This window comes from Candidatus Alcyoniella australis, from assembly GCA_030765605.1.
GTDB classification, from domain to species: Bacteria; Lernaellota; Lernaellaia; order JAVCCG01; family Alcyoniellaceae; genus Alcyoniella; species Alcyoniella australis.
The window spans coordinates 22475-48508 of the sequence record JAVCCG010000069.1 but is presented as its reverse complement, the minus strand read 5'-3'; the positions used below and the strand labels follow the sequence as shown (position 1 = coordinate 48508).

20 protein-coding genes are annotated in these 26034 nt (G+C 64.5%); 15 read left to right on the top strand and 5 right to left on the bottom strand.

What is annotated here, in order from left to right; genetic code table 11:
- Positions 1–332, top strand: a 332-nt coding sequence (locus tag P9M14_07820; GenBank protein MDP8255639.1) for a hypothetical protein, incomplete at its 5' end; no start/stop codon positions are given.
- Positions 333–894: 562 nt separating this feature from the next.
- Here P9M14_07820 and P9M14_07815 read toward each other — a convergent pair.
- Positions 895–1248, bottom strand: a complete 354-nt coding sequence (locus tag P9M14_07815; protein ID MDP8255638.1) for a cytochrome c — start codon at positions 1246–1248, stop codon at positions 895–897.
- A gap of 113 nt (positions 1249–1361) precedes the next feature.
- Here P9M14_07815 and P9M14_07810 point away from each other — a divergent pair, with 113 nt between their 5' ends.
- Positions 1362–3110 carry a sulfatase gene (locus P9M14_07810; GenBank protein MDP8255637.1) on the top strand — a complete coding sequence of 583 codons (1749 nt, stop codon included), beginning with the start codon at positions 1362–1364 and terminating at the stop codon, positions 3108–3110.
- On the opposite strand, the gene P9M14_07805 is transcribed toward P9M14_07810, so the two are convergent.
- Positions 3107–4510 carry an ATP-binding protein gene (locus P9M14_07805; GenBank protein MDP8255636.1) on the bottom strand — a complete coding sequence of 468 codons (1404 nt, stop codon included), beginning with the start codon at positions 4508–4510 and terminating at the stop codon, positions 3107–3109. The two genes, P9M14_07810 and P9M14_07805, sit on opposite strands and share 4 nt — an antisense overlap.
- Before the next feature lie 343 nt (positions 4511–4853).
- Here P9M14_07805 and rho point away from each other — a divergent pair, with 343 nt between their 5' ends.
- Together rho and P9M14_07795 are read left to right on the top strand one after the other, a co-directional pair.
- A complete protein-coding gene (gene rho, locus P9M14_07800) occupies positions 4854–6101 on the top strand; it encodes a transcription termination factor Rho (protein MDP8255635.1) in 1248 nt (415 codons plus the stop codon).
- 321 nt (positions 6102–6422) lie between these two features.
- Complete coding sequence (locus tag P9M14_07795) at positions 6423–6710, top strand: DUF3892 domain-containing protein (protein ID MDP8255634.1); 288 nt, start codon at positions 6423–6425, stop codon at positions 6708–6710.
- On the opposite strand, the gene P9M14_07790 is transcribed toward P9M14_07795, so the two are convergent.
- Entirely contained in the window at positions 6707–7255 is a 549-nt protein-coding gene (locus P9M14_07790) for a hypothetical protein (protein ID MDP8255633.1), read from the bottom strand. The genes P9M14_07795 and P9M14_07790 overlap by 4 nt on opposite strands.
- A gap of 14 nt (positions 7256–7269) precedes the next feature.
- Positions 7270–9561 (bottom strand): DUF2961 domain-containing protein, encoded by a 2292-nt coding sequence (locus P9M14_07785; GenBank protein MDP8255632.1) that lies wholly within the window; start codon positions 9559–9561, stop codon positions 7270–7272.
- 114 nt (positions 9562–9675) lie between these two features.
- Between P9M14_07785 and P9M14_07780 the strand changes: the two genes are divergently transcribed.
- From P9M14_07780 to P9M14_07730, 11 genes are all read left to right on the top strand, one after another.
- Entirely contained in the window at positions 9676–12303 is a 2628-nt protein-coding gene (locus P9M14_07780; protein ID MDP8255631.1) for an MMPL family transporter, read from the top strand.
- Entirely contained in the window at positions 12296–14056 is a 1761-nt protein-coding gene (locus P9M14_07775; protein MDP8255630.1) for a hypothetical protein, read from the top strand. The genes P9M14_07780 and P9M14_07775 overlap by 8 nt, the downstream gene beginning before the upstream one ends.
- A gap of 13 nt (positions 14057–14069) precedes the next feature.
- Positions 14070–15494 (top strand): anion permease, encoded by a 1425-nt coding sequence (locus tag P9M14_07770; protein ID MDP8255629.1) that lies wholly within the window; start codon positions 14070–14072, stop codon positions 15492–15494.
- A 52-nt stretch (positions 15495–15546) separates the two neighbouring features.
- Complete coding sequence (locus tag P9M14_07765) at positions 15547–16599, top strand: hypothetical protein (GenBank protein ID MDP8255628.1); 1053 nt, start codon at positions 15547–15549, stop codon at positions 16597–16599.
- A gap of 86 nt (positions 16600–16685) precedes the next feature.
- Complete coding sequence (locus P9M14_07760) at positions 16686–17921, top strand: argininosuccinate synthase (protein MDP8255627.1); 1236 nt, start codon at positions 16686–16688, stop codon at positions 17919–17921.
- Positions 17918–19240, top strand: coding sequence for a lyase family protein (locus P9M14_07755; protein MDP8255626.1), 1323 nt, complete (start codon positions 17918–17920; stop codon positions 19238–19240). Before P9M14_07760 ends, P9M14_07755 begins: the two co-directional genes overlap by 4 nt.
- Before the next feature lies 1 nt (position 19241).
- A complete protein-coding gene (argJ, locus tag P9M14_07750) occupies positions 19242–20423 on the top strand; it encodes a bifunctional glutamate N-acetyltransferase/amino-acid acetyltransferase ArgJ (protein MDP8255625.1) in 1182 nt (393 codons plus the stop codon).
- A gap of 19 nt (positions 20424–20442) precedes the next feature.
- Positions 20443–21294 carry an acetylglutamate kinase gene (gene argB / locus P9M14_07745; protein ID MDP8255624.1) on the top strand — a complete coding sequence of 284 codons (852 nt, stop codon included), beginning with the start codon at positions 20443–20445 and terminating at the stop codon, positions 21292–21294.
- Positions 21275–22438, top strand: coding sequence for an acetylornithine/succinylornithine family transaminase (locus P9M14_07740; protein MDP8255623.1), 1164 nt, complete (start codon positions 21275–21277; stop codon positions 22436–22438). The genes argB and P9M14_07740 overlap by 20 nt, the downstream gene beginning before the upstream one ends.
- Positions 22435–23421 carry an N-acetyl-gamma-glutamyl-phosphate reductase gene (gene argC / locus P9M14_07735; protein ID MDP8255622.1) on the top strand — a complete coding sequence of 329 codons (987 nt, stop codon included), beginning with the start codon at positions 22435–22437 and terminating at the stop codon, positions 23419–23421. The genes P9M14_07740 and argC overlap by 4 nt, the downstream gene beginning before the upstream one ends.
- A gap of 213 nt (positions 23422–23634) precedes the next feature.
- The gene (locus tag P9M14_07730; protein ID MDP8255621.1) at positions 23635–25149 is read left to right on the top strand and encodes an O-antigen ligase family protein; all 1515 of its coding nucleotides are present in this window, start codon (positions 23635–23637) and stop codon (positions 25147–25149) included.
- On the opposite strand, the gene P9M14_07725 is transcribed toward P9M14_07730, so the two are convergent.
- Positions 25057–25929 (bottom strand): UbiA prenyltransferase family protein, encoded by an 873-nt coding sequence (locus P9M14_07725; GenBank protein ID MDP8255620.1) that lies wholly within the window; start codon positions 25927–25929, stop codon positions 25057–25059. The two genes, P9M14_07730 and P9M14_07725, sit on opposite strands and share 93 nt — an antisense overlap.
- Positions 25930–26034: the final 105 nt, after the last annotated feature.

Below are 26034 nucleotides of genomic sequence, written 5' to 3'. Positions count from 1 at the left end.
GTTGGGGATTATACGCCGTGGTCTACCTGCTGCTGGGCCTGGCCACAACTGCCTGGCACGTCTGGGCGTTGTTCGCGGCCTACGGCATGTACTACGCCCTGGTCGAGGGGCCGGAGCGGGCGCTGGTCGCGGACCTGGTCCCGGCGCAGCAGCGCGGCAGCGCCTACGGCTGGTTCCACCTCAGCGTGGGGATCGGCGCGCTGCCCGCCTCGCTGTTGTTCGGCCTGATCTGGAAGTTTGTCGGCGCGCCGGCAGCCTTTGCCTGCGGCGCTGTGGCCGCGGCTCTGGCCTCGCTGGTGCTGCTCCTGGTCCGGGGCGAGCGGCGGCTTTGAGCCGCCACATGGCCCGCGTAGTTCGCTAGTCCTAATGCCACGACCTTTTCCGCGCCCGGCTTTGAGCCGGGGGCAAAACTCGCGCAGTTCGCTAGTCCTAGCGCCACGACCTTCTCCGCATCGGAAAATGGGAGGAGGGTAATAATGTTGAATAACATTATTGGGTAGGCGCTCGGCAGAAATCAGTTTGAGATTTTTTCGGATTGCCGGTCCGAAATACGCTGAGATAGTTCTCTGGTTCGCACGGAGGCTTGCTCAGAGGGTTCTCAAAGGCGCCCAGTTAATCGAGACAGGTTAAGACTTCTTTTCATCTGCTGGCGGACGCACCCAGTGTCCCGCTTTGCCAATAACGCTGGTCAGCCCTATTTTCGGATGAGAACCCGCTGATCAATCCCCCGCGCACACAATTGCATCGCCTTTGAGCTTAGTAGGAAAAATCTCAAACTGATTTTTGCCGAGCGCGGGGAGGAGAGACGGCGGCGCGACGGCTGCGCCATCGCGCCGCCTCCCCACACCCCACCTGCTCGCCGGGGCATCAGCACTAAGCCGGGCGATCTTTACCTCAGTATTCGCAGTCCAGCCAGGCTTTGAGCTTATTGCGCTGGTCCGCGCCGGGCTTGTCGCCGCGCGGCGGCATCGACTTTTTATCGATCACCCACTCGAGGATATCACCCTTGTCTTCGGCGATCTTCTCGACCAGGTCGAAGTCGTAGCCCGCGGGTGCGCCCTTGCGGCCGAAGCCGCTCTTATCGCTGGCGTGGCAGCGGGTGCAGTACTGCTCCATGAAAGCTTTGCCGAAGTTCTCGTAGGTCGTCGGGCAGTCCGCGGCGCGGGCCGAATCGGAGATAAAGGTCGCCGCGGCCAGCAGGCAGCAAATCGACAGCACGACCACACAAGGAGTCAATGCACGGCTCATCGCATTTACCTCACAGCTTTGGATTGACTATTCCTGCATATCGCGCCGCGCTGAATAAAGCAATTATTCGGGCTAACCTTGCATTGCGCGGTGCGTGGTATATTCTTGACGCCATGCGTCATGGTCAAGGGATCGGCGGCCTGCTGTGGAGCTTGGTCCTGGCCGCGGCCGTCGGAGGACCGGCGGAGCTGTTGGGTTCGGCTGCGTTGCGGCCGGACCTGCTTTACGGACCGACGGTGGTTCTGCCGCTGTTGGCGGCCGGAGCTTTGCAGTGGACGGCGCTGGCCGTGCTGCTCGCGCCGCTGATGTGGATCGTGGGCAACGCATTGGGCGGCGGACGTTTCTGGCGCGCGTTGACGATCATTGCGCCCTCCGGCTGTGCTTTGGCCGTGGTCGTGGCTTTACGCGCGTTTCAGCTTTTCGGCGGCGGGGAATCCTGGACCGCGGCGTTGAGCCTGGGTTTGCCGCTGCTGTTGATCGCTGCGCTGACGTTGCTGGTTGCGCTGCTGTTCGCGCGGCAATCGGCGCGGCGTTCGGTTATGGCCGCAATCGGGATTGTGTTGCTGCTGCTCGGCGTTTCGTACCGGCTGATCGCGGAGCAAGGGGCCCAGAATCGCCGGACCGATTACGGCGTCTCGCTGGTGCTGGTGACCCTTGATACTCTGCGCGTCGACTACCTGGGGCTTTACGGATCGGAGCACGGCCTGACCCCGAACCTGGATCGGCTGGCGCAATCGTCGATCTGTTTCGATCTGGCCTACTGCACCCAGCCCGAGACCACGCCCTCCCACGCCACGATCATCAGCGGCCTCGAGCCGCTTAATCACGGCGCCTGGCGCGGCAACGGCCACCCGATCGGCAGCCATGTTACGACCCTGGCCCAGATGCTGGGCTTGGCCGGGTATCGCTGCGGGGCCTTTGTCTCGGGCTACCCCCTTGACCGCGCCTTCGGACTCGGACGGGGCTTCGCGGTCTACGACGATGCCTTTGCCGGCCGACTGCGCTCGTTCCTCTCGTTGCCCAGCCTGCTCGACGAGATGCGCTCCCGGCTGGGCGATTACGTACTCGAGCGCGACGGCGCGCTGACCGTGGACGCGGCCTTGGCCTGGCTGGATCGCGCTCCACAGCCGTTTCTGCTCTGGGTTCACCTCTACGACGCACACCACCCCTATCTCGATCACGAGGGCAATTTCGACCCGGAGCTGGTCGAGGCGGTCAACCGCCGTTGGTTCGAAGACGAACAGCAGCCCGGCGAGGCAGAGCTGATTAAGCAGCTCTACGCTTCGGAGGTACGCTACGTCGATCAACAGCTGGGACGGCTGATCGACGGGCTTGCGCAACGCGGGCTGCTCGACGAGCTGGCGCTGGCCGTGGTCGGCGACCACGGAGAGGGTTTGGGCGACCACGGCTACAAGTGGCACTCCGAGCGGCTGTACGAGGAGCAGGTGCGCGTGCCGCTGCTGATCCGGCTGCCGCGCTCGCGTCTCGGCGGAACGCGGATCAACGCCCTGGCGCGTACCGCGGACATCGTGCCGACGCTGTACATGCTGGCTCTGCCCGGCGCGTTCCTGCCCGCGGCCACCGATGGCGTGGACCTCTCGGCCGCGTTCGACGGCGAGGAGGAGGCCATGGGCGAGCCGGCGCTGATGCTTACGCGCAAGGGACTGACCGCGGGCACCGATGGTCAGCTCAAGCTGATCCTGCCCGCGGACCACGGCGCGCCGTCGGCCTACGAGCTATTGCTCGATCCGGGCGAGGCTGAACCGTTGGCGCGGATTCCCGAGGAGGGCGATCCGCTGCTGGAGCAGGTGAAGGCGCTCAGCGATCTGCTAACCAGGCTCGGCCCGGATAGTGCGGATTAATTTGAGGGAAGGGTGATCCTGAAGCTCGTGCCCCGGCCGGGGCTCGATTTGACTTTGATATCGCCGCCGTGGCGCTGGATCAGGATCCGCGCCAGGTGCAGGCCGAGGTTGTTCGAGCCCTGTGAATCCTGGGGCGAGAAGAACGGCTCGAAGATCCGCGACATCTGTTCCTCGGGAATTCCCCGGCCGTTGTCGCTGACGATCAGCGAGATCGAGGAATCCTCGCCCAGCACGGTCTCAATTTTAATGTGACCGGCCTCGGCGGGCAGCGCGTCCATGCAATGGCCCAACAGGCTGAGCACGATCTGCTCGATCTGCATCCGTACGCCGTGGATCGGCGGGATGTTCGCATCCAGGGAGGTCTCGACCACCGCCTGGTGCGTGCGGGCCTCGGGGCCGACCTGCTCCACGCAGGTCTCCACGGTCTGGTTGAGCTCGACCGGGCTGAACAGGTCGCGCATCCCCTGGCTGTCGCCCGGGGCCATCAGCTCGAGCAGGCCGTCCAGCCGATGGGCGACCTCGCTGATGCGTAGCGAGGTCTCGGTGGCGCGTTCGGGGTTGGTGCGGCCCGAGGCGATCAGCTCGGCCTGGGTGACGATCGTGGTCAGGTACTGCCGCAGTTGGGGCAGGATCGCGCCGGCCAGCCGCCCCTGGGTGGTCAGCCGCTCCATGCGCCACAGCACCTCCTCGGCCAGCTCGCGCCCGCGGCGCTCCTTGGACAGCCGGTCGCCCATCGCCTCCAGGCGATAAAAGCTTGACATCAACTCCTCGCGCGAGGAGTTGAGCCGCGTCAGGGATTGCTCGATCTTGGCGCTGCGTTCGCGCACCCCCACGCTGAGCACCAGGTTGATCATGAACGCGTAGCCGATGAACAGGCACAGCACCACCAACAGCGAGGGCATGTAGATCGAATTCTCGAGTAGGGCCGTGCCGGTCAGGACCGGGTTGATACGGGCGATCAGCCCCAGAGCCGTTCCGCCGGCGAGGATCGTGAACATCACCAGGCCGTAGATGCTCGCCAGCAGCGCCTGCATCACGTTGATCAGCAGGATCGAGGCCATGATCTGCACGAAGTAAAGCAGCACGAACGGGCTTTGGGTCAACCCGGTGAGCAGCACCAGCGCGCTGATTCCCAGCACGTCGAAGACCGTGGCGATGTAGTTGGCCTGGGTCACGAAGCGCCACTGCCAGTAGCACATCAGGTAGGCGGTGTTGATCGCCACCGCGCCCGCCAAGGCGATGTGGAAAAGCGGATAGTCCGCCAGCCGCCAGCCGTCCGCAGGCAGCACGATCACCAGCCACAGGGTGATTAGAGTGCCGTAGCGCAGGCCCGCCGACCATATCAGCCGACGCCGCAGCTCAGGGCTTTCCAGTTGCTGTAACAGCTTTAGTTTGGGCAAATCCCCTATCCAATCGCTTGCAGCCGGTTAAGACCGGACGCTCACTGAATATTGTATGCCATGGAGCGTATCATTATGGCAAGCCCGGAGCGGTCCGCGGAGGCATTGCGCTTAAAGAGACCAAATAAACTCTGTAAAAGCGCTTGACGCAACGCGGCTTGCCGCGTAAGGTATTCTACACAAGCCACATATACGGATACGCCATCCCCGTAACTTTATGCTCTATCACATCGGATAACACCAGACCGCCCGCTTTATCGGGCGAAGATCTTGGAAAACCAACCGGTGAAAAACCCTTTAGGAGATCGCGATGAGCGAGTCGGAATCAACGAAAGTTGAAGAACTGAACCTTAAGAGCCTTAAAGAGAAAAAGATTTCCGAGCTGACCAAGATCGCCCGCGACTTCAACGTCGAAGGCGCCTCGGGCATGCGCAAGCAGGAGCTGATCTTTGCCCTGTTGCAGGCCCAGGCCGAGAAGAGCGGACTGATCTACGGCGAGGGAACCCTCGAGATCCTGCCCGACGGGTTCGGCTTTTTACGCGCGCCGGATTACAACTACCTGCCCGGCCCCGACGATATCTACGTCTCGCCGAGCCAAATCAGGCGCTTCAACCTGCGCACCGGCGACACGGTCTCGGGCCAGATCCGCCCGCCCAAAGAGGGCGAGCGCTACTTCGCCCTGCTCAAGGTCGAAGCGGTCAACTACGAGGAGGCCGACGCGATCCGCGACAAGATTCTCTTCGACAACCTCACTCCGCTCTATCCCGACGAGAAACTCAACCTCGAACACAGCGCCGAGGCCTACTCCACCCGCATCATGGATCTGCTCACCCCCCTGGGCAAAGGGCAGCGCGGTCTGATCGTCTCACCGCCCAAGGCCGGCAAAACGATGATCCTCCAGGACATCGCCCACGCCGTGGCCAAGAACCACAAAGAGGTCTACCTGATCGTGCTGCTGATCGACGAGCGACCCGAGGAGGTCACCGACATGCAGCGTTCGGTCAAGGGCGAGGTGATCAGCTCAACCTTTGACGAACCGGCCCAGCGCCACGTGCAGGTGGCCGAAATGGTGATCGAGAAGGCCAAGCGTCTGGTCGAGCATAAGCGCGACGTGATCATCCTGCTCGACTCGATTACCCGTCTGGCCCGCGCCTACAACACCGTAGTGCCGCACTCAGGCAAGATCCTCTCCGGAGGCGTGGACTCCAACGCGCTGCACAAGCCCAAACGCTTTTTCGGCGCCGCGCGCAACATCGAGGAGGGCGGCAGCCTGACGATCATCGCCACGGCCCTGGTCGACACCGGCAGCCGAATGGACGAGGTGATCTACGAGGAGTTCAAGGGTACCGGCAACATGGAGATCCACCTCGAGCGCAAGCTCGCTGACCGCAGAATTTTCCCGGCGATCGACATCAACCGCTCCGGAACCCGCAAAGAGGAACTGCTGCTGGACAAGGACAGCTTGGCGCGTATCTGGTTGCTGCGCCGCGTGCTCTCGCCGCTCAACGCCATCGACTCGATGGAATTTTTACTCGACCGGATCATCGGCACTGAGGACAACGAAGGGCTCATGTCCGCGATGAACAAGTAGCCCCCTCCCCGGCTTTAAGCCGGGCGGTAAAACACGCGAGCCGACCATAGTCGTAATGCCACGACCTTGCCGGGCGACTCAAACATTACCCGACAGCTAGGCTATGAATTGAATTCAGGTTTGTGGATTCGCGGCCCCGCTGGCTTGTGTATTTTGCGATGGGTATAAGCTGATTGTGTAAATACGGCAGCTTAAGTCAGCCTTTAAACCGAAATCACGGTTGATGATTAATTTGGCTATATAACTTGATGCGAGCCAAGAAAAGGGCTAGGTTGATATGAAATATATAATCGATCAGGGGCAGAATGGCGATTATTAAGGATGGCTGATTATTATATTAAGTGCCAGAAAAAGGCTCCGGACGGCTCGATCATTGCGCTGGGGATGTCCAGCAGCCTGCGGGGCCCGGTTTCCATGTTCCGCAAGGCGTCGGTGGTGGCGTTGGTCCGCGAGATGAAAATATCGATTTGGACCGCGCTGTTAGAGGACGGCAAGTGGATTGAGGGCGAGCAAATGCGCACTGTTGAGGGCCGTTATCTGCGCACTGACCGCAACGACACGCCCCTGGACAACCTGGGCGAGCTGCCCGACCTGCGATTGAACGACTAATCTTCGGTTGGGGACGCCTGCGGATCGGGCTGCGCTGGGGCAGTATTCCCCACTTGGTCCTGAGTTGCGTGCGCCGCGGCCGCGGCCGGATCAAGGGTTTGCAGCAGTTCCAAAACCTTGGCCTGGACCTCAGGCCGTTTGAGGTCAAAGTAGAATGAGCCGAGGAACTCGCTGGGATTGGACGGCGCGAAGTAGCTGGTGATCATCGTCGACAGATCCCACTGATCGGCTTTGCCCTTGTAGTCCGGGTAGCGCACGGCCATCAGCTCGTCGGCGTCGCTATCGAGGATGTCGCTCAGCGCCTTGACGATCGATTGCTTCTGCGCCTCGGTCTCGTACTGGATCTCCACATCATCCAGATAGCTGACGATCGGGATCTTGCCGTCGGCCGTGAGCATCATCGGCGGAGCGTCGGTCGCGGGCTGTTCGGGCTCCGTAGTGTCGGCTTGCTCGGTTTGTGCTGCTTCGTTGCCGGGCTTGCCGCATCCCGCTATCAGCACCACGGCCAAAGCGATCAGCAGTACCAGAGCTATTTTGTTTCTCATGGTCCTCGCTCCAATTATCCGCATCCGTCGTCCTGTTGCGGGTCTGCGTCCTGATCGTCGTCCTCGCTCGGCGCTGGTTGCTGATCGTCGTCGTCCTGGTCGCAGTCGCGTACCGATACTATCAGCGTAGTTCCGGATTTGCCCAGCAGCCAGGGAGTGAGCAGAACCGCGCCGGGATTTGTCGCCAGCAGCAGCCCGTTTTCCACGTGGGCCACCGCCTCGTCCGAGGAGGTCCAACCGCACAGCCCGCTGATCTCGTGCTCTGCGCCGAGCCAGTCCAGGCCCACGGCCCCCAACTCGGCGTTGTCGCCCGGGCAGAGCTCGATCGACTCCTGTTCAGCGGCCAGGCCCTCGATGCGCGAGGCGATCTCTTGGTGCAGGGTGTCGATCCAGTAATGGTGCGCCGACCAGCGGGCGTCGGGTCCGCCGAGGATCTCGAGTGTGATTCGTAGCTCGCGCTTGCCGCGCGTCAGCTCGGGCCGCACGAAGAACTCGTCCTCGATCCAGCGTTTTACGCGATTGGTGCGCGCCTGGTACCAGATCCCCGCGGGTTCGCCGTCGACCAAGACCTGCGCGCGTTGGCGGTCGTGTCCCATGTCCGACAGTCGGCGAATGATCAAGCCGTCGTTGTCCGGATGGATGCGCACGGTCCACTGTTCGCTGCCGCGGGTCAGGCGGCCGTTGTCCAGGGCCGGCGCCAGGTCTTGGTCGCCCTCGAAGTAGTACTTCGTTGTATTCAGCCGCTTGCTGTCCACGAATTGCGCATCGTGTGCAGCCTCGGAATTGGGTTGCCCCACGTCGATTTCGTCGCGCACCACACGCGCCGGATCGTCCACTCCGTAATAGAACGCCACCGAGGCGTAGTGCTCGCCGGAGTAGATGTTGAACATGTCGTGCTCGATGCCGTGGACGATTCCGTTGCGGAAAACGATCGCATCGCCCAGGTGCAGCCGGTAGCAGGTGCTCTGCTCGAGCAGCCCCAGGTAAAGGTGGTTGGCGTTGCCGTGGGTCGCCAGGGTGAACGGGCCGCGGTCGAAGTACCAGCCGCCCTGGTAGTAGTCCTCGGTCCCCGTGCCGTAGATCGCGGGCCAGCGCGAGCCGTCGACGTAGATCCGCTCGTCGCCCTCCAGATAGCTCAGGTCGGCGCCGATCATCCGCTGCACCTGGCCCAGGTCCACGCCGCGGCCGGGAACGTCGAGCACGATGTAGTCGCGGCCCAACAGCGTGGGGTACTGCTCGCGCTGCAGCGCGTGAAACGTCAGCGCGTCGATCAACGGCGGCTCGTTGCGCAGCGCGATGCTGTACTCGATCGGCGCGGCGAGTTCCGAGGCGTTGTGCAGCATCACCCGCGCGCCCTTGAAGTAGGGCATCGGGAAGTAGAGGTAGGCCGTGGGGCCCAGAACCGGATCGTCGTAAATCCCGGCCAGCAGGCTGCGCATTCCCTCCCAGGTGCCCGATGCGCCGCACAGCAGCGAGAGTCGCGCCGATACCTGAGGCTGTTGCGCGCCATCGAAGAAGATCTGTAGCTGCACCTGCTCGAGCTGCTCGAGACTCAGCCCGGCCAGCCCCAGTCGCAGCGCCGCAATCCAGCCCGCGCCCTCCAGGGCCGCGAGCTCGGCGCTCTGTCCGGGCTCGAGCGCCGGTGCGCCGAGGAGCACCGAGCTGGTCAGGTCGGTCTTGGGATCGCGCCCCAGCAGCGTCGGGTCGAGCAGGTCCAGCAGCGCCGAAAGCTTTGCCGGATCGGGCTCGGGATCGTAGGGCTCGATTGCGCTTCCTTCAGGATAGCGTTGGTACAGCGCGTGAAAGAAGTGCGGACGCCCGCTGGTCGCCAGCTTGAGGCTGTGCTCGAAGCAGATCGGCGCGTAGCTGTAAAACCCGCCCGACGACTGATCGTCGTTGCCCGCCAGCGGAAAAATGAACGGCGCTTGAACCGAGTTGAAAACATCGGCGATCGGCATGTCGACGAGCAGCTCGCCGTCGACTTGGCAGCGTAGGTCCTTTGCGAAGTTGATCAGCGTGAACCACAGGTCGTAGACGCAGCCCGGTCCCTCGACGTCGAGCAGCACGCGTTGGCCCTGCTCGTCGCGGTACAGCGGGCTGAACAGGCCGGTGAATCCGTCGAGATTGCCGCCCAGCGGATCGTGGCTCGAGGTCTGCAGGGTTTGGGCGTACAGCGGCATGCGCGGCAGCTCCCACAGCTCGAGCAGGCGCGCGGCGCCCGTGGGGCCCAAATCATCGGCGCACAGTGCGGGTCCGGCAGCGCACAGGGCGCAGCAGACGATCAGCGCGGATAAATGTTTGGGCATCGCGCTTACGAGCATAGCAACGGTGCGGCGGCGATCAAACCCGCGTCGATTTTTCCACAAGTTTTTTCATGATACTATTTCGCAATTCTTTTTCTGCGACAGCGGAGGACGATAGTGGAGGAGCTGTTTTCAGGCCTGCCCCCGACAATAGCCTTGGGCCTGCGGGCCTTTGTGCTGGCCCTCGGCGCCACGCTGTTTATCCTTGCTGTGCTCAATCTGCTCAAACGCTTCCGCGATGTGATCGCGGTTTTCCTCTATCGCTTCCGCGTGCCGGTGCTGCTTGCGATGTGCGCCGCGACGATTTTCTTCGGCTACTTTCTTAAAGACTGGAATTACGCCTCCAACCTCAAGGACGACCTGCCCGACAACAACCCGGTGAAGCTCGAGTTCGAGCAGTTCATGGAGGAATTCGGATCGGCCGAGCTGTTGACCGTGGTGGTCGAGGCGCCGGACGTGTTCACCCCGGACGTGCTGCGGCTGGTGCGTCGGCTGACCCAGGAATGCGAAGGGCTGCCCGAGGTCGACGAGGTGATCAGCCTGGCCAACGTCAGCAGCTACATCCAGACCCGCGACGCTGACGGCGAATCGCTGATCAAGGTCCGACACTTTCTCGACGGCGCGATCCCCGAAGACCGCGAGGGCTTGCAGGCGCTCAAGCAACGCGCATTGGACCAGGAGATGTGGGTCGGCGACATCCTCAGCGCCGACTCCACGATCACCACGGTCAACGTCAAGCTCTCGATGGTTCAGGAGGACATGGAGAAGCGGCTGGAGCTGGTGGAGCTGGTCTACGACGCGATGATCACCAGCCTGATTCCAGAGCCGCGGCAGACCAGCGGCGCGCTGTTCGGCGCGGACTTCGGCGCCAAGTATCCGGTCAGCCCCTATCGCGAAACGCAGATCGCGATCACCGCCGACCCGATTCCGCGCGAGAACGTCGAGGACCGCGCGCGGCCCGCCTCGATCCGGCTTTACACCACCGGGATCTCGGTGCTCAGCGTCGACTCGCTGTGGGCGATGGAGCACGACACCAATACCTACCTGATCTGGACGCCGGTGATTTTGATCCTGCTGCTGTTCCTGTTTACACGCACGGCGCGCGGGATCGTGATCCCGCTGCTGATCATCATCACCTCGGTTTGCACGACCCTCGGGCTGTTCTTCATGCGCGGCCACTCCTACAACATGATCACCACCGTGCTGCCCACGTTCCTGATGGTCTACTGCCTGTCGGACACGATCCACATCCTGATGCGCTACCACGAGGAGTACGGCAGGCTCGGCGAGCGCAAGGCCGCGGTGATTCAGACCCTGCGCGTGATGATGATCCCGTGCTTCCTGACCTCGACCACTACCGCGGTGGGCTTCGGCAGCCTGATCCTCGCCGACCTGAACTCGTTGATCGACTTTGGCTACTACAGCGCGATCGGCGTAATGATCTCCTACGTCTACGCGATCGTGATCACGCCGCTGACGGTCTCGTTCCTGCCCGCGCCCAAGCCCACAATGGTCAAGCGCTACTCCGGCGGCACTCTCAGCCGATTGCTGGCGTGGGTCGGCGAATTCGACCAGCGCCGAGCCACGCTGGTCGTCGTGGTCTGCGTGGCGGCGATCGCCGTGGGTGTGGTATTCACCCTGCGGCTTGATGTCGAGACCCAGCTCGCCAAGTTCATCCCCGAGCATACCGGCAGCCGCAAGGGGCTGGACCTGTTGGTCGACAAGCTCGCGGGCGTGACCACCCTGGACATGACGCTAGCCTGTCCCGACGGCGAGGACGGCGAGCCCACGCAGTGCTTTAAACAGGTCTGGGCCCTGGATCAGCTCGACCGGCTGGCGGGATTCATGGACGTCGACGTGGCCCAAACCCAAAAGGTGCTCAGCTACGCCGATCTGGTCAAGGAGATCAACCGCGTAATCAAAGACGGCGACCAGGCCGCATTCCGCATTCCGCAGACCGAGGCCGAGCTGTACGACGTGATCTTCTTTTTGGAGAACGAGCCCGAGGCCACCGAGCCGTTCATGAACTGGGACTACTCCAAGGCGCGCATCGCCGCGCGCATCGACTCGATGTCGAGCAAGCAGCACCTGGAGCTGATCGAGACGATCGAGAGCTGGGCCGCGGCCAACGTCGATCAGCGGCTGAAATTCAAGGCCACGGGCATTGTGGTGATCTATGCCACCACGGTGCAGGCGATCGTCAACACCCAGATCAAGAGCCTGATCGTGGCGCTGACCGTGATCGGCATTCTGATGACGATCAACGTGCGCAGCTTCAAAATTGGCGCGATGAGCATGCTGCCCAACGCGCTGCCGATCTTTTTCACGCTGGGAGTGATGGGGCTGTTCGGCATCGACCTCAACGCGGCCACGGTGATGGTCGCCTGCATTGCCATCGGCATTGCGGTGGACGATACGATCCACTTCCTCACGCGCTACATCGAGGAGTTCCAGCTGGACCAGGACGTGCCCGGCGCGATGAAGCGCGCCGTGGCCACCACGGGCAAGGGGATGGTGGCGACCTCGCTGGTGATCACCGGCGGCTTCATGTTGATGGTGCTCTCCGAGTTCGGGCCCAACCGTTCGTTCGGCTACCTGATCGCCCTGGCGATGATGGCCGCACTGGTCGCCGACCTGTTCCTGGTCGAGGCGCTGGTGGTGCTGACCAAGGCCAAGCTGCGCCGCAGCGTGCTGCTGGGCGGCAACAACGGATCGCCCGAGCCTCCCGACGGGGCGGATGCCTGAACCGCGGCCCGACCGCGACCGGCTCGGCCGGGCGTGGACCGCTGGTTATCCGCTGAGACTGCTGCTGCTCTATGCGGCCCTGGCCGCGATTGCGGCGCGCTATGCCGCCAAGCTTTTACGCTCCGGTCCGGGCGGCGGGGATGAGCTGCTGCTGGCCTTGATCGGCCAGCTCGACGTCTACCGCGCGCTTTGCTACGCCGCGCTGCCCGCAATGCTGATCGTGATTTTCGCCCCGGCCCGGCGCAGCGGCGCATTCGCCCGGCCGCGAACCCTGCTTTGCTTGAGCTTGGGGCTCGGAGCGCTGTGCGCGGCTCTGATCTGGTTCGCGCCGCTGCTCACGCGGCCCCAGGCCCAACGCGGAATCGGCGCGCTGCTGAGCTGCTGCTACGTGGCGGCCAACGTCTCGCTGCTGATCTGGCTGCACTGCGGCGGGATGTGGACCCAGCGGCTGCGCGCGCTGACAGTCCGCTGCGTGGGATTTAGCGACCTGCTGCTGCCCGCAGTGCTGTGGTCGGCGCGCGAACGCGGCGGTCTGCTCTGGGCCGCTGCCCGGCCGCTGTGCGCGGCGCTGATCGGCTTGGCCTGCCTGCTGCCCTGGGTGCTGCAACCGTTGCCCGTGGACGATCCGCTACGCCTGGGACCGCAGTTCCAGCGGCTGCGCGGCGGTGCGCACTACCAGGCGGCGATCGATCCGGTTGAGGGCACGTTGGTGCTGACCCACGCCGATGGCCGGGTGACGCAGCTGGACCCGCGCAATCCCGCTGTTGCGACCAGCGCGCAAGTCGGTGCGGACTACGTGCTCTCACTGGCCCGCGACCAGGCCTCGGGGCGCTGGGTCTACGTCGATCCGGCGGGCGGACAGACCCTGGTGTTCGGACCGGCCGCTGATTCCCGACCGCTGCGGATCGTCATCGAACCACCCGATGTGCCGTGGACCAACTGCCGCTCGCTGTGGAATCCCGAGCGGCAGGAATTGGCCGCAGCCTGCTTCGGCGGCGCGCTGCGGTTGTGCGCGGACGGCGAAACCGTGGTGGCCCGCTGCGGCGCGATCTCGCTGGTCGACGCGCTACTGCATCCCACACGCCCCGAGCTGCACGCGGCACTGATCTCACCGCGCGGCTTAGCGATTTTCGACTCACGGACTATCGAACTACTGCGTTTCGTCGGTCTGCGGCAGGTGCCCGAACGCATGCTGCTCGATGCGGCGACCGACCGCCTGATCGTCTCGCTGCCCATTGCGGGCAGCCTGTTGCTGGTCGACGCGGCGGGCCAGGGCGAACCCGAGCTGGTGCGGGCCTTTCCCGGAGTGCGCGAGATGGCGATCGACGAGCGAGCGCGGCTGTTGTACCTCGCCGGGCTCTCGCCGCTGATTGAAGTGCGCTCACTGGACGACTTCTCGCTGATCGGTCGCGTGCACGCTCCGTCCTGGGCGCGCTGGCTGTCGATCGATCCGCAACGCAACGCAGCCTACTTGGCCACGGGTCGCGGGTTATGGCGCGTGGACCTGGACTATCTCACGACCGGCGGACTGCGGTACGACCCGTTCTACGCGCTGGCCGGCGCGCTGGGCAGCTTGCTCGCGCGGCTGTCGACCATCGGCCGTTCGCCGGTCCAAAGTCCGCAACTCGAGCCCGTGATCTACGACCCTCAGGGGTGCGCCGGGCCGCCGTGGACCGCGCTGAGCCTTGACACTCCTCCGGATCAAGCTGGAATATTCGACCCAACACCGTTTTCGGCACAGTCCGACCCATAGAGAGACGAGGACGTTGATCTCCGACCCGCAGCTGCTCAAGGCGATCTCGCTGACGATTTTTCTCGCGGCCTACGCTGCGTTCGTGATCTGGCCCACGCGCCGCGCTCAGGTCAGCGCGGCGGCCGCAGGGTTGGCGATCATCACCGGCGTGGTCTCGTTGAGTAACGCCTTCTGGAGCTCGCCCGAGGGCTACGGGGGTTCGTACGTCAACTGGAACGTGATGGGCGTGTTCTTCGGCACGCTGGTGATCGCCGAGTTCTTCATGTTCTCGCGTATGCCCGAGGTGCTGGCCGAGAAGCTGCTTTCCAGGATGAGCTCGGCGCGCGGCGCGCTGGTTGTGCTCTGCCTATTCGGCGGCGTGCTTTCGATGTTCCTGGAGAACGTGGCCGCGTTTCTGATCCTGGCGCCGATCGGCCTGACCGTGGCGCGCAGGATGGGCAAGGCGCTGACCCCGGTGATGGTCGGCCTGGTGCTGCAAAGCAACCTGCACGGCGCGGGCACGATGATCGGCGATCCGCCGGACATGCTGTTGGCGGGCTACACGCGGATGGGCTTTCCCGACTTCTTTTGGTTTTTCGGACGGCCCAGCCTGTTCTTTGCGGTAATGGTTGGCAGCCTCACCGGGTCGCTGGTGCTCTGGCTTTCGTACCGCAGCTATAAGGGCAAGATCGAAATCAAATCGCGCACCAAGCCCACGTCCTGGTTCCCGCTGATAATGATCGGGATGCTGATCGTCGGCCTGGGGCTGAGCAAGCTGATCGACCCGGGGTTCGTCTGGGCCGCGGGCACGATCACGATGTGCCTGGCGCTGATCGGCACGGTCTGGTACATGGCGCTGACCAAAGGGCGGATTCTCAACACCGAGGAGCACGAGGCGCTGATCGAGGCCGAGTACGAGGGCCGCACTCCGCCGCGGCAGCCGTTGTTGAACGGGACGGCCAAACTCTGGCAGCTGGTGCGGCACCTGGACTGGGACACCACGGTATTTCTGATGGGGATCTTTATCGTGGTCGGCGGGTTCACGCACTACTGGGTCGACGACATCGCCGGAGTGATGGCCGGAATCAGCTCGGGCTCGGTGCTGGTCGCCTTTGTGCTGATCGTGCTCAGCTCGGTGACCTGTTCGGCGTTCATCGACAACGTGCCGTTCCTGCTGACCATGCTGCCGGTGACCGACGCCCTGGGCGTCAGCCTGGGGCTCGATCCGTGGAGCGTGCAGATGTTCTTCCTCTACTTCGGTCTGTTGATCGGAGTCTCGGTCGGCGGCAACATTACGCCGATCGGCGCCACGGCCAACGTCGTGGCGATCGGCTATCTGCGCCGACGCGGCGAGCCGGTGCGCTTCTTGGACTACATGAAGCGCGGCCTGCCCTTCACCCTGGCCGCCACATTTGTCGCCTCGATCTTCCTGGTGGTTTTCTGGTATCTGCTCGTTTGACCCGCGAGGTCTCAGCCGCGGAAATTGACCTGCGGGGCCGATCGAGTAAGGTATGCACTCGATGATCGACCCCGGCGCACAACCCACCCGACGTTCACGGACCAGGACGCTGATCTTTGCGCTGATCGCCTTAGTGCTGGCGCTTTCTGCGGCCGAGGGAGTGCTGCGGTTGCTCGATTTGGGCACGGTCCCCGAGGACCGGATGTATACCGACACCTATGATGTGCGCTACCGCCTGCGGCCCGGCGCGCCCAATCCATGCCCCGGGCAGGAGGACCGCATCAACTACCAGGGCACGCGCGGCCCGGAGTTTAAGCAGGACAAGCCCACCGGCGTGCAGCGCATCCTGTGCCTGGGCGACTCGACGACCTTCGGCTGGGGACTGAGCGCGGACCAGACCTACCCGGCGCAACTGCAGCGGATGATCGATCAGATCAAGCCCGGCGCGTTTGAGGTAATCAACGGCGGCATTCCGGGGACCAACAACTATCAGCAGATTTTGTTCTTCGAGGAGCTGGCGCACCGCTGGACCCCGGACGTGGTGATCTGGCGCGTGGGGCCTAACGGCCGCGATGACATCATTCGCTATCGCCGATTGCGGCGCTCGATCTTGGGCAGGGGGGTGCTGACCCTACGCGACGGGCTCTCGCACTCCCGGCTCTACCGCGTGCTGCGCTGGGCGATCAAGCCTGCTCAGCGCGGCCCGACGCTGCCACCGAACCCGGAGCACCTTGAAGAGATCCGCGACGATTACCGCGCGGACCTGGCCGCGATCAAAGACCTGTCCGAGCGCTACGGCTTCGTCTCGATCTGGGTGCATCCGCCGCAGCAGGATCAGGTAGAGTTCGGGCGAAGCTGGCTGGCCGAGCACCCGGACGCGGGACGCGCGGAGTTCGAAGCGTACTTCGCGCCGCGCGACTCGGAAACCATCGAGTTCGTGCAGAGCAACGGCTTTCACTACGTCGCGCCGCTGTACGACTTCGTTCTCAACGACGACGACGAGGGCCTGTTCGTCGATCCGGGACACCCTGGCGAGACCGGCCAGCGCATCTGCGCCCAGCTGGTTCTCGAGACTTTGCGGCTGCCGGTGGTTCTGGACTTTTAATCGTCCCTGCGCTACCAATATAGCCCCGTTGACGCGCTGCGGCGTGAACGGGAAGTTACATCTTCCGCAGACGAGGAGAGCCGGAAATGTCCGAGCGAGTAGTGCTTGCCTATTCAGGCGGCCTGGATACATCAGTGATAGTGCATTGGCTGGCCGAAAAGGGCTACGAAGTGATCGCCTATATGGCCGAACTGGGCCAGCACGAAGATGCGCAGGTCGTGCGCGACAAGGCGCTGTCGATCGGCGCGCGCGAAGTGATCATCGAGGATCTGCGATTGCCGTTCCTGCGCGACTACGTCTATCCGGCGTTCCGCGGCGGAGCGCTGTACGAGGGACGCTACCTGTTGGGCACGGCCCTGGCGCGGCCGCTGATCGCGCAGCGACAGGTGGCGATCGCCCGTAAATTCGAAACCACGTTGCTCGGACACGGCTCGACCGGCAAAGGCAACGACCAGGTGCGTTTCGAGATGAGCGCCATGGCGCTGATGCCCGACGTGCGCATCCTCTCGCCGTGGAAGGAACCCGAGTTCCTGGCGCAGTTCGCCGGCAGACAGGAGTTGATCGAATACTCCGAGCGCCATGGGATCCCGATTCCGGTCTCGCGCTCCAAGCCCTACAGCACCGATGAGAACCTGCTGCACCTGAGCTTCGAATCCGGTGCGCTGGAGGACGCCGACGCGCGTCCCAAGGACGACACGTTTCAGCGCTGCGTGGACCCGCGCCTGGCGCCGGATCAGGAAACGATCGTCGAGATCGAGTTCGATCACGGCGATCCGGTGAAGCTCAGCGTGCCGGCCGACGGCCGCAGCTGGGACGATCCGGTCGAGCTGTTCATCGAGCTGGATAAGCTGGCCGGGGCCAACGGCGTGGGGCGCGTGGACATGGTCGAGAACCGTTTCGTCGGCCTGAAGAACCGCGGGGTTTACGAGACCCCGGCGGGCACGGTGATCGCCGAGGCGCGACGCGACCTGGAGGGGATCACGATGGACCGCGAGGTGCTGCACCTGCGCGACAGCTTGATCCCGCGCTATTCCGAGATGATCTACTACGGTTTCTGGTTCTCGCCCGAACGCGAGTGCCTGCAGGCGCTGATCGACCGCGCGGCGTGCAACGTGTGCGGCAGCGTGCGCGTGGCGCTGTACAAGGGCAACGCCACGCCCGTGGGCCGCAGCAGCGCGGTCAGCCTCTACGACTCGGAGATGGCGAGTATGGATGTGGTCGGCGGATTCGATCAGCAGGACTCGGCCGGATTCATCAAGCTCAACGCGCTACGGCTGCGGCTGCACGCGTTGCGCCTCGATCACGACGGAGACGGGAAGTGAGTAGGCTGTGGGAAAAGGGAACGAGCAGCGATCCGCTGGCGATTGAATTCGCCGCGGGCCGCGATCCCGAGCTCGACCCGCTGCTGGTGCCCTACGACTGCGTAGCCTCGGCCGCCCACGCGGCCGAGCTGCAGCGTATCGGTGTGCTCAAGGCAGACGAGGCCGCGGCCCTGCGTCGCGAGCTGGGCAAGATCAGGCAGCGCGCCCTGGACGGCAAATTCCGCGTGCCGCCCGAGCTCGAGGACGGCCACACCGCGATCGAGAGCGCGCTGACCAAGGCGCTGGGAGCGCTGGGCGGCAAGATCCACGCCGGACGCAGCCGCAACGACCAGGTCTCCGCCGCGATCAGGCTGTTTCTGATCGACGCGCTGAGCACCCTGGAGTGGTCAACGTTGACCCTGGCCACGACGATGTTGGGGCGCGCGCAGAAAATGCGCAGCTGGATCATGCCCGGGTTCACCCACCTGCGACGCGCGATGCCCAGCACCGCCGGGATGTGGTTCGCCGGGTTCGCCGAGCGGCTGATCGACGACTGCGAGGGATTGCGCAACGCCCAGCGCGAGGCGGACCACAGCCCGATGGGCAGCGCCGCGGGCTACGGCTCGCCGTTGCCGCTGTCGCGTCCGCGTATGGCCAGACAGGCAGGCTTTACCGAGGTCAGCGTCGTGCCCACGGCGGTCCAACTCTCGCGCGGACGCGCGGAACTCTCGGCGCTGGCAGGAGCCCACGGCGTATCGCTGACCCTCAGCCGTTTCGGCGCTGACGTGGTGCTGTTCACCTCCGAGGAGTTCGGGCTGCTGCGTTTGCCCGTGGAGCTGACCACCGGCAGCTCGATCATGCCGCAAAAGCGCAACCCGGATATCGCCGAATGCCTGCGGCCCGTGGCCGCGATGCTCGGCGCGCGTTACGCCGAGGTCGCCGGCGTGATCTCGCATTTGCCCTCGGGCTACCAGCGCGACATGGCGTTCACCAAGGCGCCGATGATCGACGGACTGCTGCGCATCGACCAGGCGCTGTCCGCCGCGCTGCTGATCGCCCAGGGGATCCAAGTCGATCGCGAGGCCTGCGCCGCTGCCGTGACCCCCGATGTCTGGCAGGCCCACCGTGCCACCGAACTGGCCGCGCGCGGCGTGCCGTTCCGCGAGGCCTACAAGCAGGTAGCACAGCAGGGCGCCGACGAGGACTACGGCCGTAAGATCGAGGAGCCGCAAACGGCCGAGATCAAGGCGCTGCGCGAGCGCGTTGCCGCACTGCGCCGCGGATGGCGCAGGCTGCGCATGCGCATCGAGCGCACCACGAACGATGCTTTCGAGGTCTAAGATGAGCCGCATCAAGATCGACGAAGGCGGCGGCGTCACCGATCCGCAAGGCTTCGCAGCCTGCGGATTGGGCTGCGGAATCAAGCCTGAGGGGGACGACCTGGCGCTGCTGGTATCCGACCGGCCGGCGCGCGCTGCCGGAGTATTCACCAGCAATAAGCTGGTCGGTGCGCCGGTCGTCGTCTGCCGCGAGCACCTGCGATCGGGCAGGGCGCGGGCGATCATCGCCACCTCGGGTAACGCCAACGTGGCCACCGGGCCCGAGGGGTTGCACGCGGCGCACGAGCTGGCGACCGCCACCGCGGCCGAGTTGGGCTGCCCGGGCCGCCAGGTGTTGGTGGCCTCGACCGGGATGATCGGCGTGCCCTATCCGCTGCAAAAGGCTCTGGACGGCATGCGCCGCGGCTGCGGCATGCTCGACCACAAACGCGAGGCCGGGCTGCACCTGGCGCGCGCGCTGATGACCACCGACACCCGTCCCAAGCACCTCTCGCTGCGGGTGGGCAAAGCAACCATCGGCGCGGCGGCCAAGGGTGCAGGCATGATCCATCCCCAGATGGCCACGATGTTCTGTTTCCTGACCACCGATGCCCAATTGCCGGCTCGCGGGCTGAGCGCGATGCTGCGGCGCGCGGTGGATTCGACGTTCAACATGATCAGCGTGGACCACGACACCTCGACCTCGGACAGCGTGATCCTGCTGGCCAACGGCACGGCCGGGCCGGTTGATCTCGAGCTGTTCGAGCGCGGGCTGATTGCGGCCTGCGCGCGCATGGCCCGGGCCATCGCCGCGGACGGCGAGGGTTCGACCAAGCTGATGACCGTCGAGGTCTCGGGTTGCCGCAGCCTGGACGACGCGCGCAAAGCCGCGCGCGGCGTGGTCGCCAGCAACCTGGTCAAGAGCGCCTTTGCCTTGATGCCGATCCCCGGCCGCGTGCTCTCGGCCGTGGGCTCGTCCGGCGCGCGCGCGAATCTCGATCAGGCCGAGGTCTGGTGGGGAGCGGTGCGCGTCTACGCCAATGGACGGATCTGCAGCTTCGACCAGGAGCGCTTCAAGCGCGCCTGCGCAGGCGAGGAAATATTACTGCGAGTGAAGCTGCACGATGGCCAGAGCTCGGCCAGGGCCTGGGGCTGCGATCTGACCGAGGGCTACGTGCGTTGCAACGCCGATTACTACAGCTGATCAGCCTAGGAGAATCGAAGTGATAGAGATTAAACGAAAGGCCGCCACGCTGGCCGAGGCTCTGCCGTACATCACGCGCTGGCGCAACGCGGTGTTCGTAATCAAGGTCGGCGGCAGCCTGCTGGACGAGCCGCGCAACCGCCAGGTGATGCTCGAAGACGTGGCGTTGCTCTCGCGCGTGGGCATTCGCCCGGTGCTGGTGCACGGCGGCGGCAAGCTCGCCTCGCGGATGATGAAGGACGCCCAGCTCGAGCCGCGGTTCATCGATGGTCTGCGTGTGACCGACGAGCCGACGTTAAAGGTAATTAAGCAAGCCTTTAGTAAGACCAACGCCGAGCTGGTTCAGGGACTGCGTGACGTCGGTGGCCAGGCGATCCCGCTGGCCGCAGTGCGTACTTCGGTGATCATGGCCCAGCCGCTGCGACCTGAGTTGGGGTTCGTCGGACAGGTCGAGTCCGTGGCTCTGGACGTACTCGGCGCGCTGATCAAGGACGCTCAGGTGCCGGTGATCAGCCCGCTGGGGCTCGGACCCGACGGCCAGATTTACAACATCAACGCCGATGAGGTGGCCCAGGCGGTGGCCGTGCAGCTTGGGGCTGAAAAGCTGACGTTGCTCACCGATGTTGAGGGCGTATTGGTCGACGGCGAGCTGATCAGCCACCTGGACGTGGGCGACATCGAGGAGCTGATCGTCCGCGGCAAGATCACCGAGGGGATGATCCCCAAGGTGCGCGCCGCCGAAGAGGCTGTGCGTGCCGGAGTGCGCAAAGTGCATTTCATTGACGGCAATATCGAGCACGCGCTGTTGCTCGAGATCTTCACCCACGAGGGAGTTGGAACGGAGGTCGGTGATGAAAAGCGTGAACAGTAGCTTCAAGCGCCGTGCCGAATCGCTGCTGGTGCCGACCTACGGGCCGCGGCCGGTGCTGTTCGAGCGCGGCGAAGGCTGCCTGCTCTTTGACGAGCACGGCCGCGAGGTGCTCGACTTTGCCGGCGGCATCGCCACCTGTCTGGTGGGCCACGGCCGACCCGAAGTGACTCGCGCCGTGGAGCACGCTGCGTCGCGGCTGATCAACGCCACCAACCTGTACTACACCCGGCCGCAGATCGAGCTGGCCGCGCAACTTAAAAAAATTTCCGGCCTGCCGCGGACGTTCCTGTGCAACTCGGGAACCGAGGCGATAGAGGCGGCGCTGAAGTTCGCGCGTCGCGCCACGGGCCGCACGCGCTTCGTCGGGTTCAGCGGAGCGTTTCACGGCCGTTCCCTGGGAGCGCTGAGCGCCACGCACAAGGCGGCGTTGCGCGATCCGTTCAAACCGCTGTTACCCGGCTTCTCCCACGTGCCCTTCGGCGATTTGGATGCCGCGGCCAAGGCGATCGGCCCCAAGATCGCGGCGGTGATTGTCGAGCCGATCCAGGGCGAGACGGGCGTAGTGCCCGCGCCGCCGGGATTCCTCGCCGGATTGCAGCGACTGTGCCGCAAGGCCGGTGCGCTGCTGATCGTCGACGAGATTCAGACCGGCATGGGACGCACGGGCAAATGGTTCGCCTATCAGCACGACAAGCTTGCCCCCGACATGGTGACGATGGCCAAGGGCCTGGCCAACGGCGTGCCCATCGGCGCCTGCCTGGTTAGCGAAAAGGTTTCATCCGCGATCAAACCCGGCGACCACGGCAGCACTTTCGGCGGCAACGACCTGGCCTGCAGCGCGGCCCTGGCGACCCTGGGCGTGGTCAGGTCCGAGCGGCTGTTGGCCAATGCCGCGCGCATGGGACGGCGATTGGCCGCGGGGTTGAACAAGATCAAATCGCCGCGAATCGTTGGAGTGCGCGGCCAGGGTCTGATGCAGGCGCTGGTGTTCCGCGACGATCCCTCCGACGTGGCCCGCCGCGCTCTGGACAACGGTCTGCTGGTCTTGCCGACCTCCAAGATCGCCCTGCGCATGCTGCCGTCGTTGGTGATCGACTCGGCGCAAATCGATTGCGGCCTGGAGCTGCTGGAGCGCTCGCTGTGAAGCGCGTGGCGATCGTCGGCGCATCGGGATTCTCGGGTCACGACCTGCTTAAGTTGATTAAAGCCCATCCGCAGCTCGAGCTGGGGCCGCTGGTGGCACGCTCGGAGGCGGGCAAACGCGTAAGCGATCTCTACCCGGACTGGCCGGGCGACGAGGTCTATATTCCGGCCACGCCCGACGAGCTCGCGGCAATGGACGTCGACCTGATGTTCCTCTGCCTGCCCAACGGCCAGGCGATGAAGATCGTGCCGCGGCTGCCTAGAAAGATGCGCGTGGTCGATGTCTCGGCCGACTATCGTTTCGATAACCGCATGCGCTGGGAACAGGTCTACGGCATGCAGCACGCCGATCCGGCGCGCCAGGCGGTCTACGGCCTAACCGAGTGGGCGCGGCGCGAGGTGGCCGGCGCGCGGGTGCTGGCCAACCCCGGCTGCTACGTCACCGCCTCACTGATGATCGCGCTGCCCCTGGCGCGCGAGGGCGTGTTGAGCCAGGCGGTGTTCGACTGCAAGAGCGGATACTCCGGCGCGGGACGCAAGCCCAGCCAGTTCAACGACCCCGAACAACTGCGCGACGATATCCTGGCCTACAAGCTGGCCAACCATCGCCACCAGGACGAGATTTCGGAGAAGCTCGGGCTCGAGATCAGCTTCACCCCGCACGTGCTGCCCGCGTTTCGCGGGATCCTTTGCACGGCCCACCTCTGGACCGATCCGCAGATGAGCGCCGCGCAGGTCAGGGAGTTGGTCAACGAGACCTACCACAACGAGCCGTTCGTCAAAGTTCTTAGCGACCGGCTGCCGACCCTGCACGACACGGTAAACACCAACAAGGTCTGCATCGGCGGGTTCGAGGAGGACGAGCGCACCGGCCGGGTCGTGGTCGTTTCGACCCTGGACAACCTAGTCAAAGGGGCCGCCGGACAGGCGCTGCAGAACGCCAACCTGATGCTCGGCCTGCCCGAGACCACGGGGCTGCGCTAAACCATCTCCCACATCTTCCGTCGCGGGGAAGGTCGCTGAGCTACGACTATGGTTCGCTCGCGTGCCATGCGGGCACCTCAAAAGTACCGGGCGCGGGGCGGACCGTTGGATTAGGACCAGCGTACTACGCGAGTTTTGTGGCGGCTCTAAGCCGCCTCAAAGGTGCCCCGGCGCTTGCCCGCAGTGCGTCCGGTCGCGGATAATCGGCGGCAAATGGTATTTCCGCGATCATTGCTGCGTCGTCTGAAGACGCCCGGCGCGCCGGCCCTGGTCGGTCTGGCGCTGATCCCGCTGGCCTTGATCGCGGCCTACGCTATCGCCAACTTCCGTCCGCTGTGGCTGCTGGGCGTGTTCGCCCTGGCCGGCTCGCTGGTTTTGCTCACGCGGATCGAGATCGCCGCGCTTTTCCTGCCGCTGGTGATCTTCCTGCCCGACATCGGCCGCGACCTGCCCGGGCCGTTTGCGCTGTTCGTCCACGACCTGATGATCCTCGCGCTGTTCGGGCTCTACGCAATACGGCAGATCGCCTCGCGGCGTCCAGTGCTGCAGATCGACCGCCGCGCCGCGTTCTGGCTGCTGGCGTTTATCGCAATCGCGGGCGCTTCGCTGATCAAGGCCGCGATGCTCGACCGCGCGATCTTTCTCGCCGGGGTCAAAGATTGGATCAGGCTGGTCGAACTGACGCTGATGACCGTGGCGCTGGCCGGGATGATCCAGACGCGCAAGCAGGCCCGTCGGCTGTTGCTCGCTCTGTGCCTGGCGGGCGCGGCCGCGGTCGGAGTGGCGTTGTGGGCCTACGTGCACGACAGCGAAGCGCTATATCGCGTGATGAACCTCAAGCGCGCCACGGTGCAGATCGTCGGCCTGCGCTACCGGATGGTCAGCAGCATGGGTACTGCCGCGCATACCGGGGTGTGCTTTGCTACCCTCGCCGCCCTGGCCACGGCCCTGGTGCGGCGAGGCGCACGGCGCTGGACTGTCATCTTCGGTCTGGCCTTGATCGTGCTGTGCCTGGTCTGCGTAGTGCTGACATTTAGCAAGGGCACCTGGGTTGCGCTGGCCCTGGCAATGCTGGTGCTCTGGACCTCGGGACGGCTGCCGCGGGCCTGGATCTTCGCGGTCGGTGCGTTGGCCGTGACCGGAGCCCTGGCGCTGATGGCGCTCTGGGGATCGAGCCTCGACCCGGGGGTGCTGGCCACCGACTTCTTCCGCCTCTCGCGCAGCTCGGCCGAAATCCGTTTGGCGCGCTGGGCCTCGGTGCAGAACGTGATGCTGCGCGAGCCGCTGCTGGGCGTGGGCTACAACTGCTACGCCTACGTCTACGGCCGCTTTGCCGTGGACTCGGGCGTGATGTACGACTACGGCCATCCGCACAACATGTTCATTGACGTGCTCACCGGCAGCGGCATCGCCGGGTTGGTGATGTTTCTCGGATTTTGCTCGCGGGTCCTCGGGTTGGCTCGGCGGCTGACCGTCGAGCGCGGCGGCTTGGCCGGCCTGGGTCGCGCCTGCTACCTGGCGCTGCTTATCTATTTCGGCGCGAGCCTATTCAACAGTTTTTTATTTAAGGCCGGACGTGCGGGGATGCTGCTGTTCGCGGTGATCGGGTTGGTCCTGGCCCTGGATCGGATGCGTTCAGAAATAGAGGATGACTCCGACGCAGATCGCGTAGCCCAACAGCGTGAGCTGGAACGGCCGGTCGCCGAGGATCAGTCGCTCGGGACTTAGCTCGCCCTGTCGGCGGTGCACCAGGTACAGGTAGCGAAAAATGCCGTGGAGCACGAACGGCGTGCTGAGCACCAGCGAGCGCGTGTTGAATTTGGCCAGCGTCTCCGCGCTCTGGGTATAGAGCACGTAGACCAGCAGCGTGGCGCTGGTGACCACGGCGATCATCTGGTCCATCAGGTACGGGCTGTACTCGCACAGCACCGGCTTATGTCCATCGCCGCCGAGTCGCACTTTCTCGAGCAGCTCGTGCCGACGCGTGCCCATCGCCAGCAGCAGTCCAAGCAGCATCGTGCAGACCATCAGCCAGCGGCTGACCGGTACGGGTACAGCCCAGGCGCCCGCGGTCACGCGCAGCAGCAGCAATCCGGCCATGGCGAACAGGTCGAGCACCACCAGCCTGCTCAGCACCAGGCTGTAGGCCACCTGTAGCAGCCAGAAGCCCAGGGCCGCGATAAAAAAGCGTGGTCCCAACGGCCAGGCGGCAACTACGCAGATCGCGGCGATCATCAGCGCCGTTGCCAGTGCCAGGCGCGTTGAGAGCCTACCCGCTGCCAATGCGCGATGACGTTTGATCGGGTGCAGCCGGTCGAACTTGCGGTCGACCAGATCGTTGATCAGGTAGCCGCTGCCCGACAGCAGGCAAAATACGGCCGCGGCCCAGAGGATCCGCAGCAGTGCCGACGGATCGTAAAGGCTCATACCGAATGCCAGGCCGACCAGCATTACAATGTTCTTGGCCCAGCGCCGGGGGCGCATCGAGGACCATAGTTCGAGCAGCATCTAGGCAGCTTAACTTCTACGGTTCAGGCCAACAAGCCGGCTTGGCCGGTCGGTCAAGGGTCTGCTATCCTTGGTCGTCCTGGTGCGGAAAACTTGGGAGAGTCG

What these genes read in the sequence shown, in the direction of transcription:
- P9M14_07760 (MDP8255627.1), top strand. Translation starts at nt 16,686, where the DNA reads ATGTCCGAGCGAGTAGTGCTTGCCTATTCAGGCGGCCTGGATACATCA.
- argJ (MDP8255625.1), top strand. Translation starts at nt 19,242, where the DNA reads ATGAGCCGCATCAAGATCGACGAAGGCGGCGGCGTCACCGATCCGCAA.
- P9M14_07815 (MDP8255638.1), bottom strand. Translation starts at nt 1,248, where the DNA reads ATGAGCCGTGCATTGACTCCTTGTGTGGTCGTGCTGTCGATTTGCTGC.
- P9M14_07730 (MDP8255621.1), top strand. Translation starts at nt 23,635, where the DNA reads ATGGTATTTCCGCGATCATTGCTGCGTCGTCTGAAGACGCCCGGCGCG.
- P9M14_07795 (MDP8255634.1), top strand. Translation starts at nt 6,423, where the DNA reads ATGGCTGATTATTATATTAAGTGCCAGAAAAAGGCTCCGGACGGCTCG.
- P9M14_07790 (MDP8255633.1), bottom strand. Translation starts at nt 7,255, where the DNA reads ATGAGAAACAAAATAGCTCTGGTACTGCTGATCGCTTTGGCCGTGGTG.
- P9M14_07785 (MDP8255632.1), bottom strand. Translation starts at nt 9,561, where the DNA reads ATGCCCAAACATTTATCCGCGCTGATCGTCTGCTGCGCCCTGTGCGCT.
- P9M14_07725 (MDP8255620.1), bottom strand. Translation starts at nt 25,929, where the DNA reads ATGCTGCTCGAACTATGGTCCTCGATGCGCCCCCGGCGCTGGGCCAAG.
- P9M14_07775 (MDP8255630.1), top strand. Translation starts at nt 12,296, where the DNA reads ATGCCTGAACCGCGGCCCGACCGCGACCGGCTCGGCCGGGCGTGGACC.
- P9M14_07765 (MDP8255628.1), top strand. Translation starts at nt 15,547, where the DNA reads ATGCACTCGATGATCGACCCCGGCGCACAACCCACCCGACGTTCACGG.
- P9M14_07740 (MDP8255623.1), top strand. Translation starts at nt 21,275, where the DNA reads ATGAAAAGCGTGAACAGTAGCTTCAAGCGCCGTGCCGAATCGCTGCTG.
- P9M14_07810 (MDP8255637.1), top strand. Translation starts at nt 1,362, where the DNA reads ATGCGTCATGGTCAAGGGATCGGCGGCCTGCTGTGGAGCTTGGTCCTG.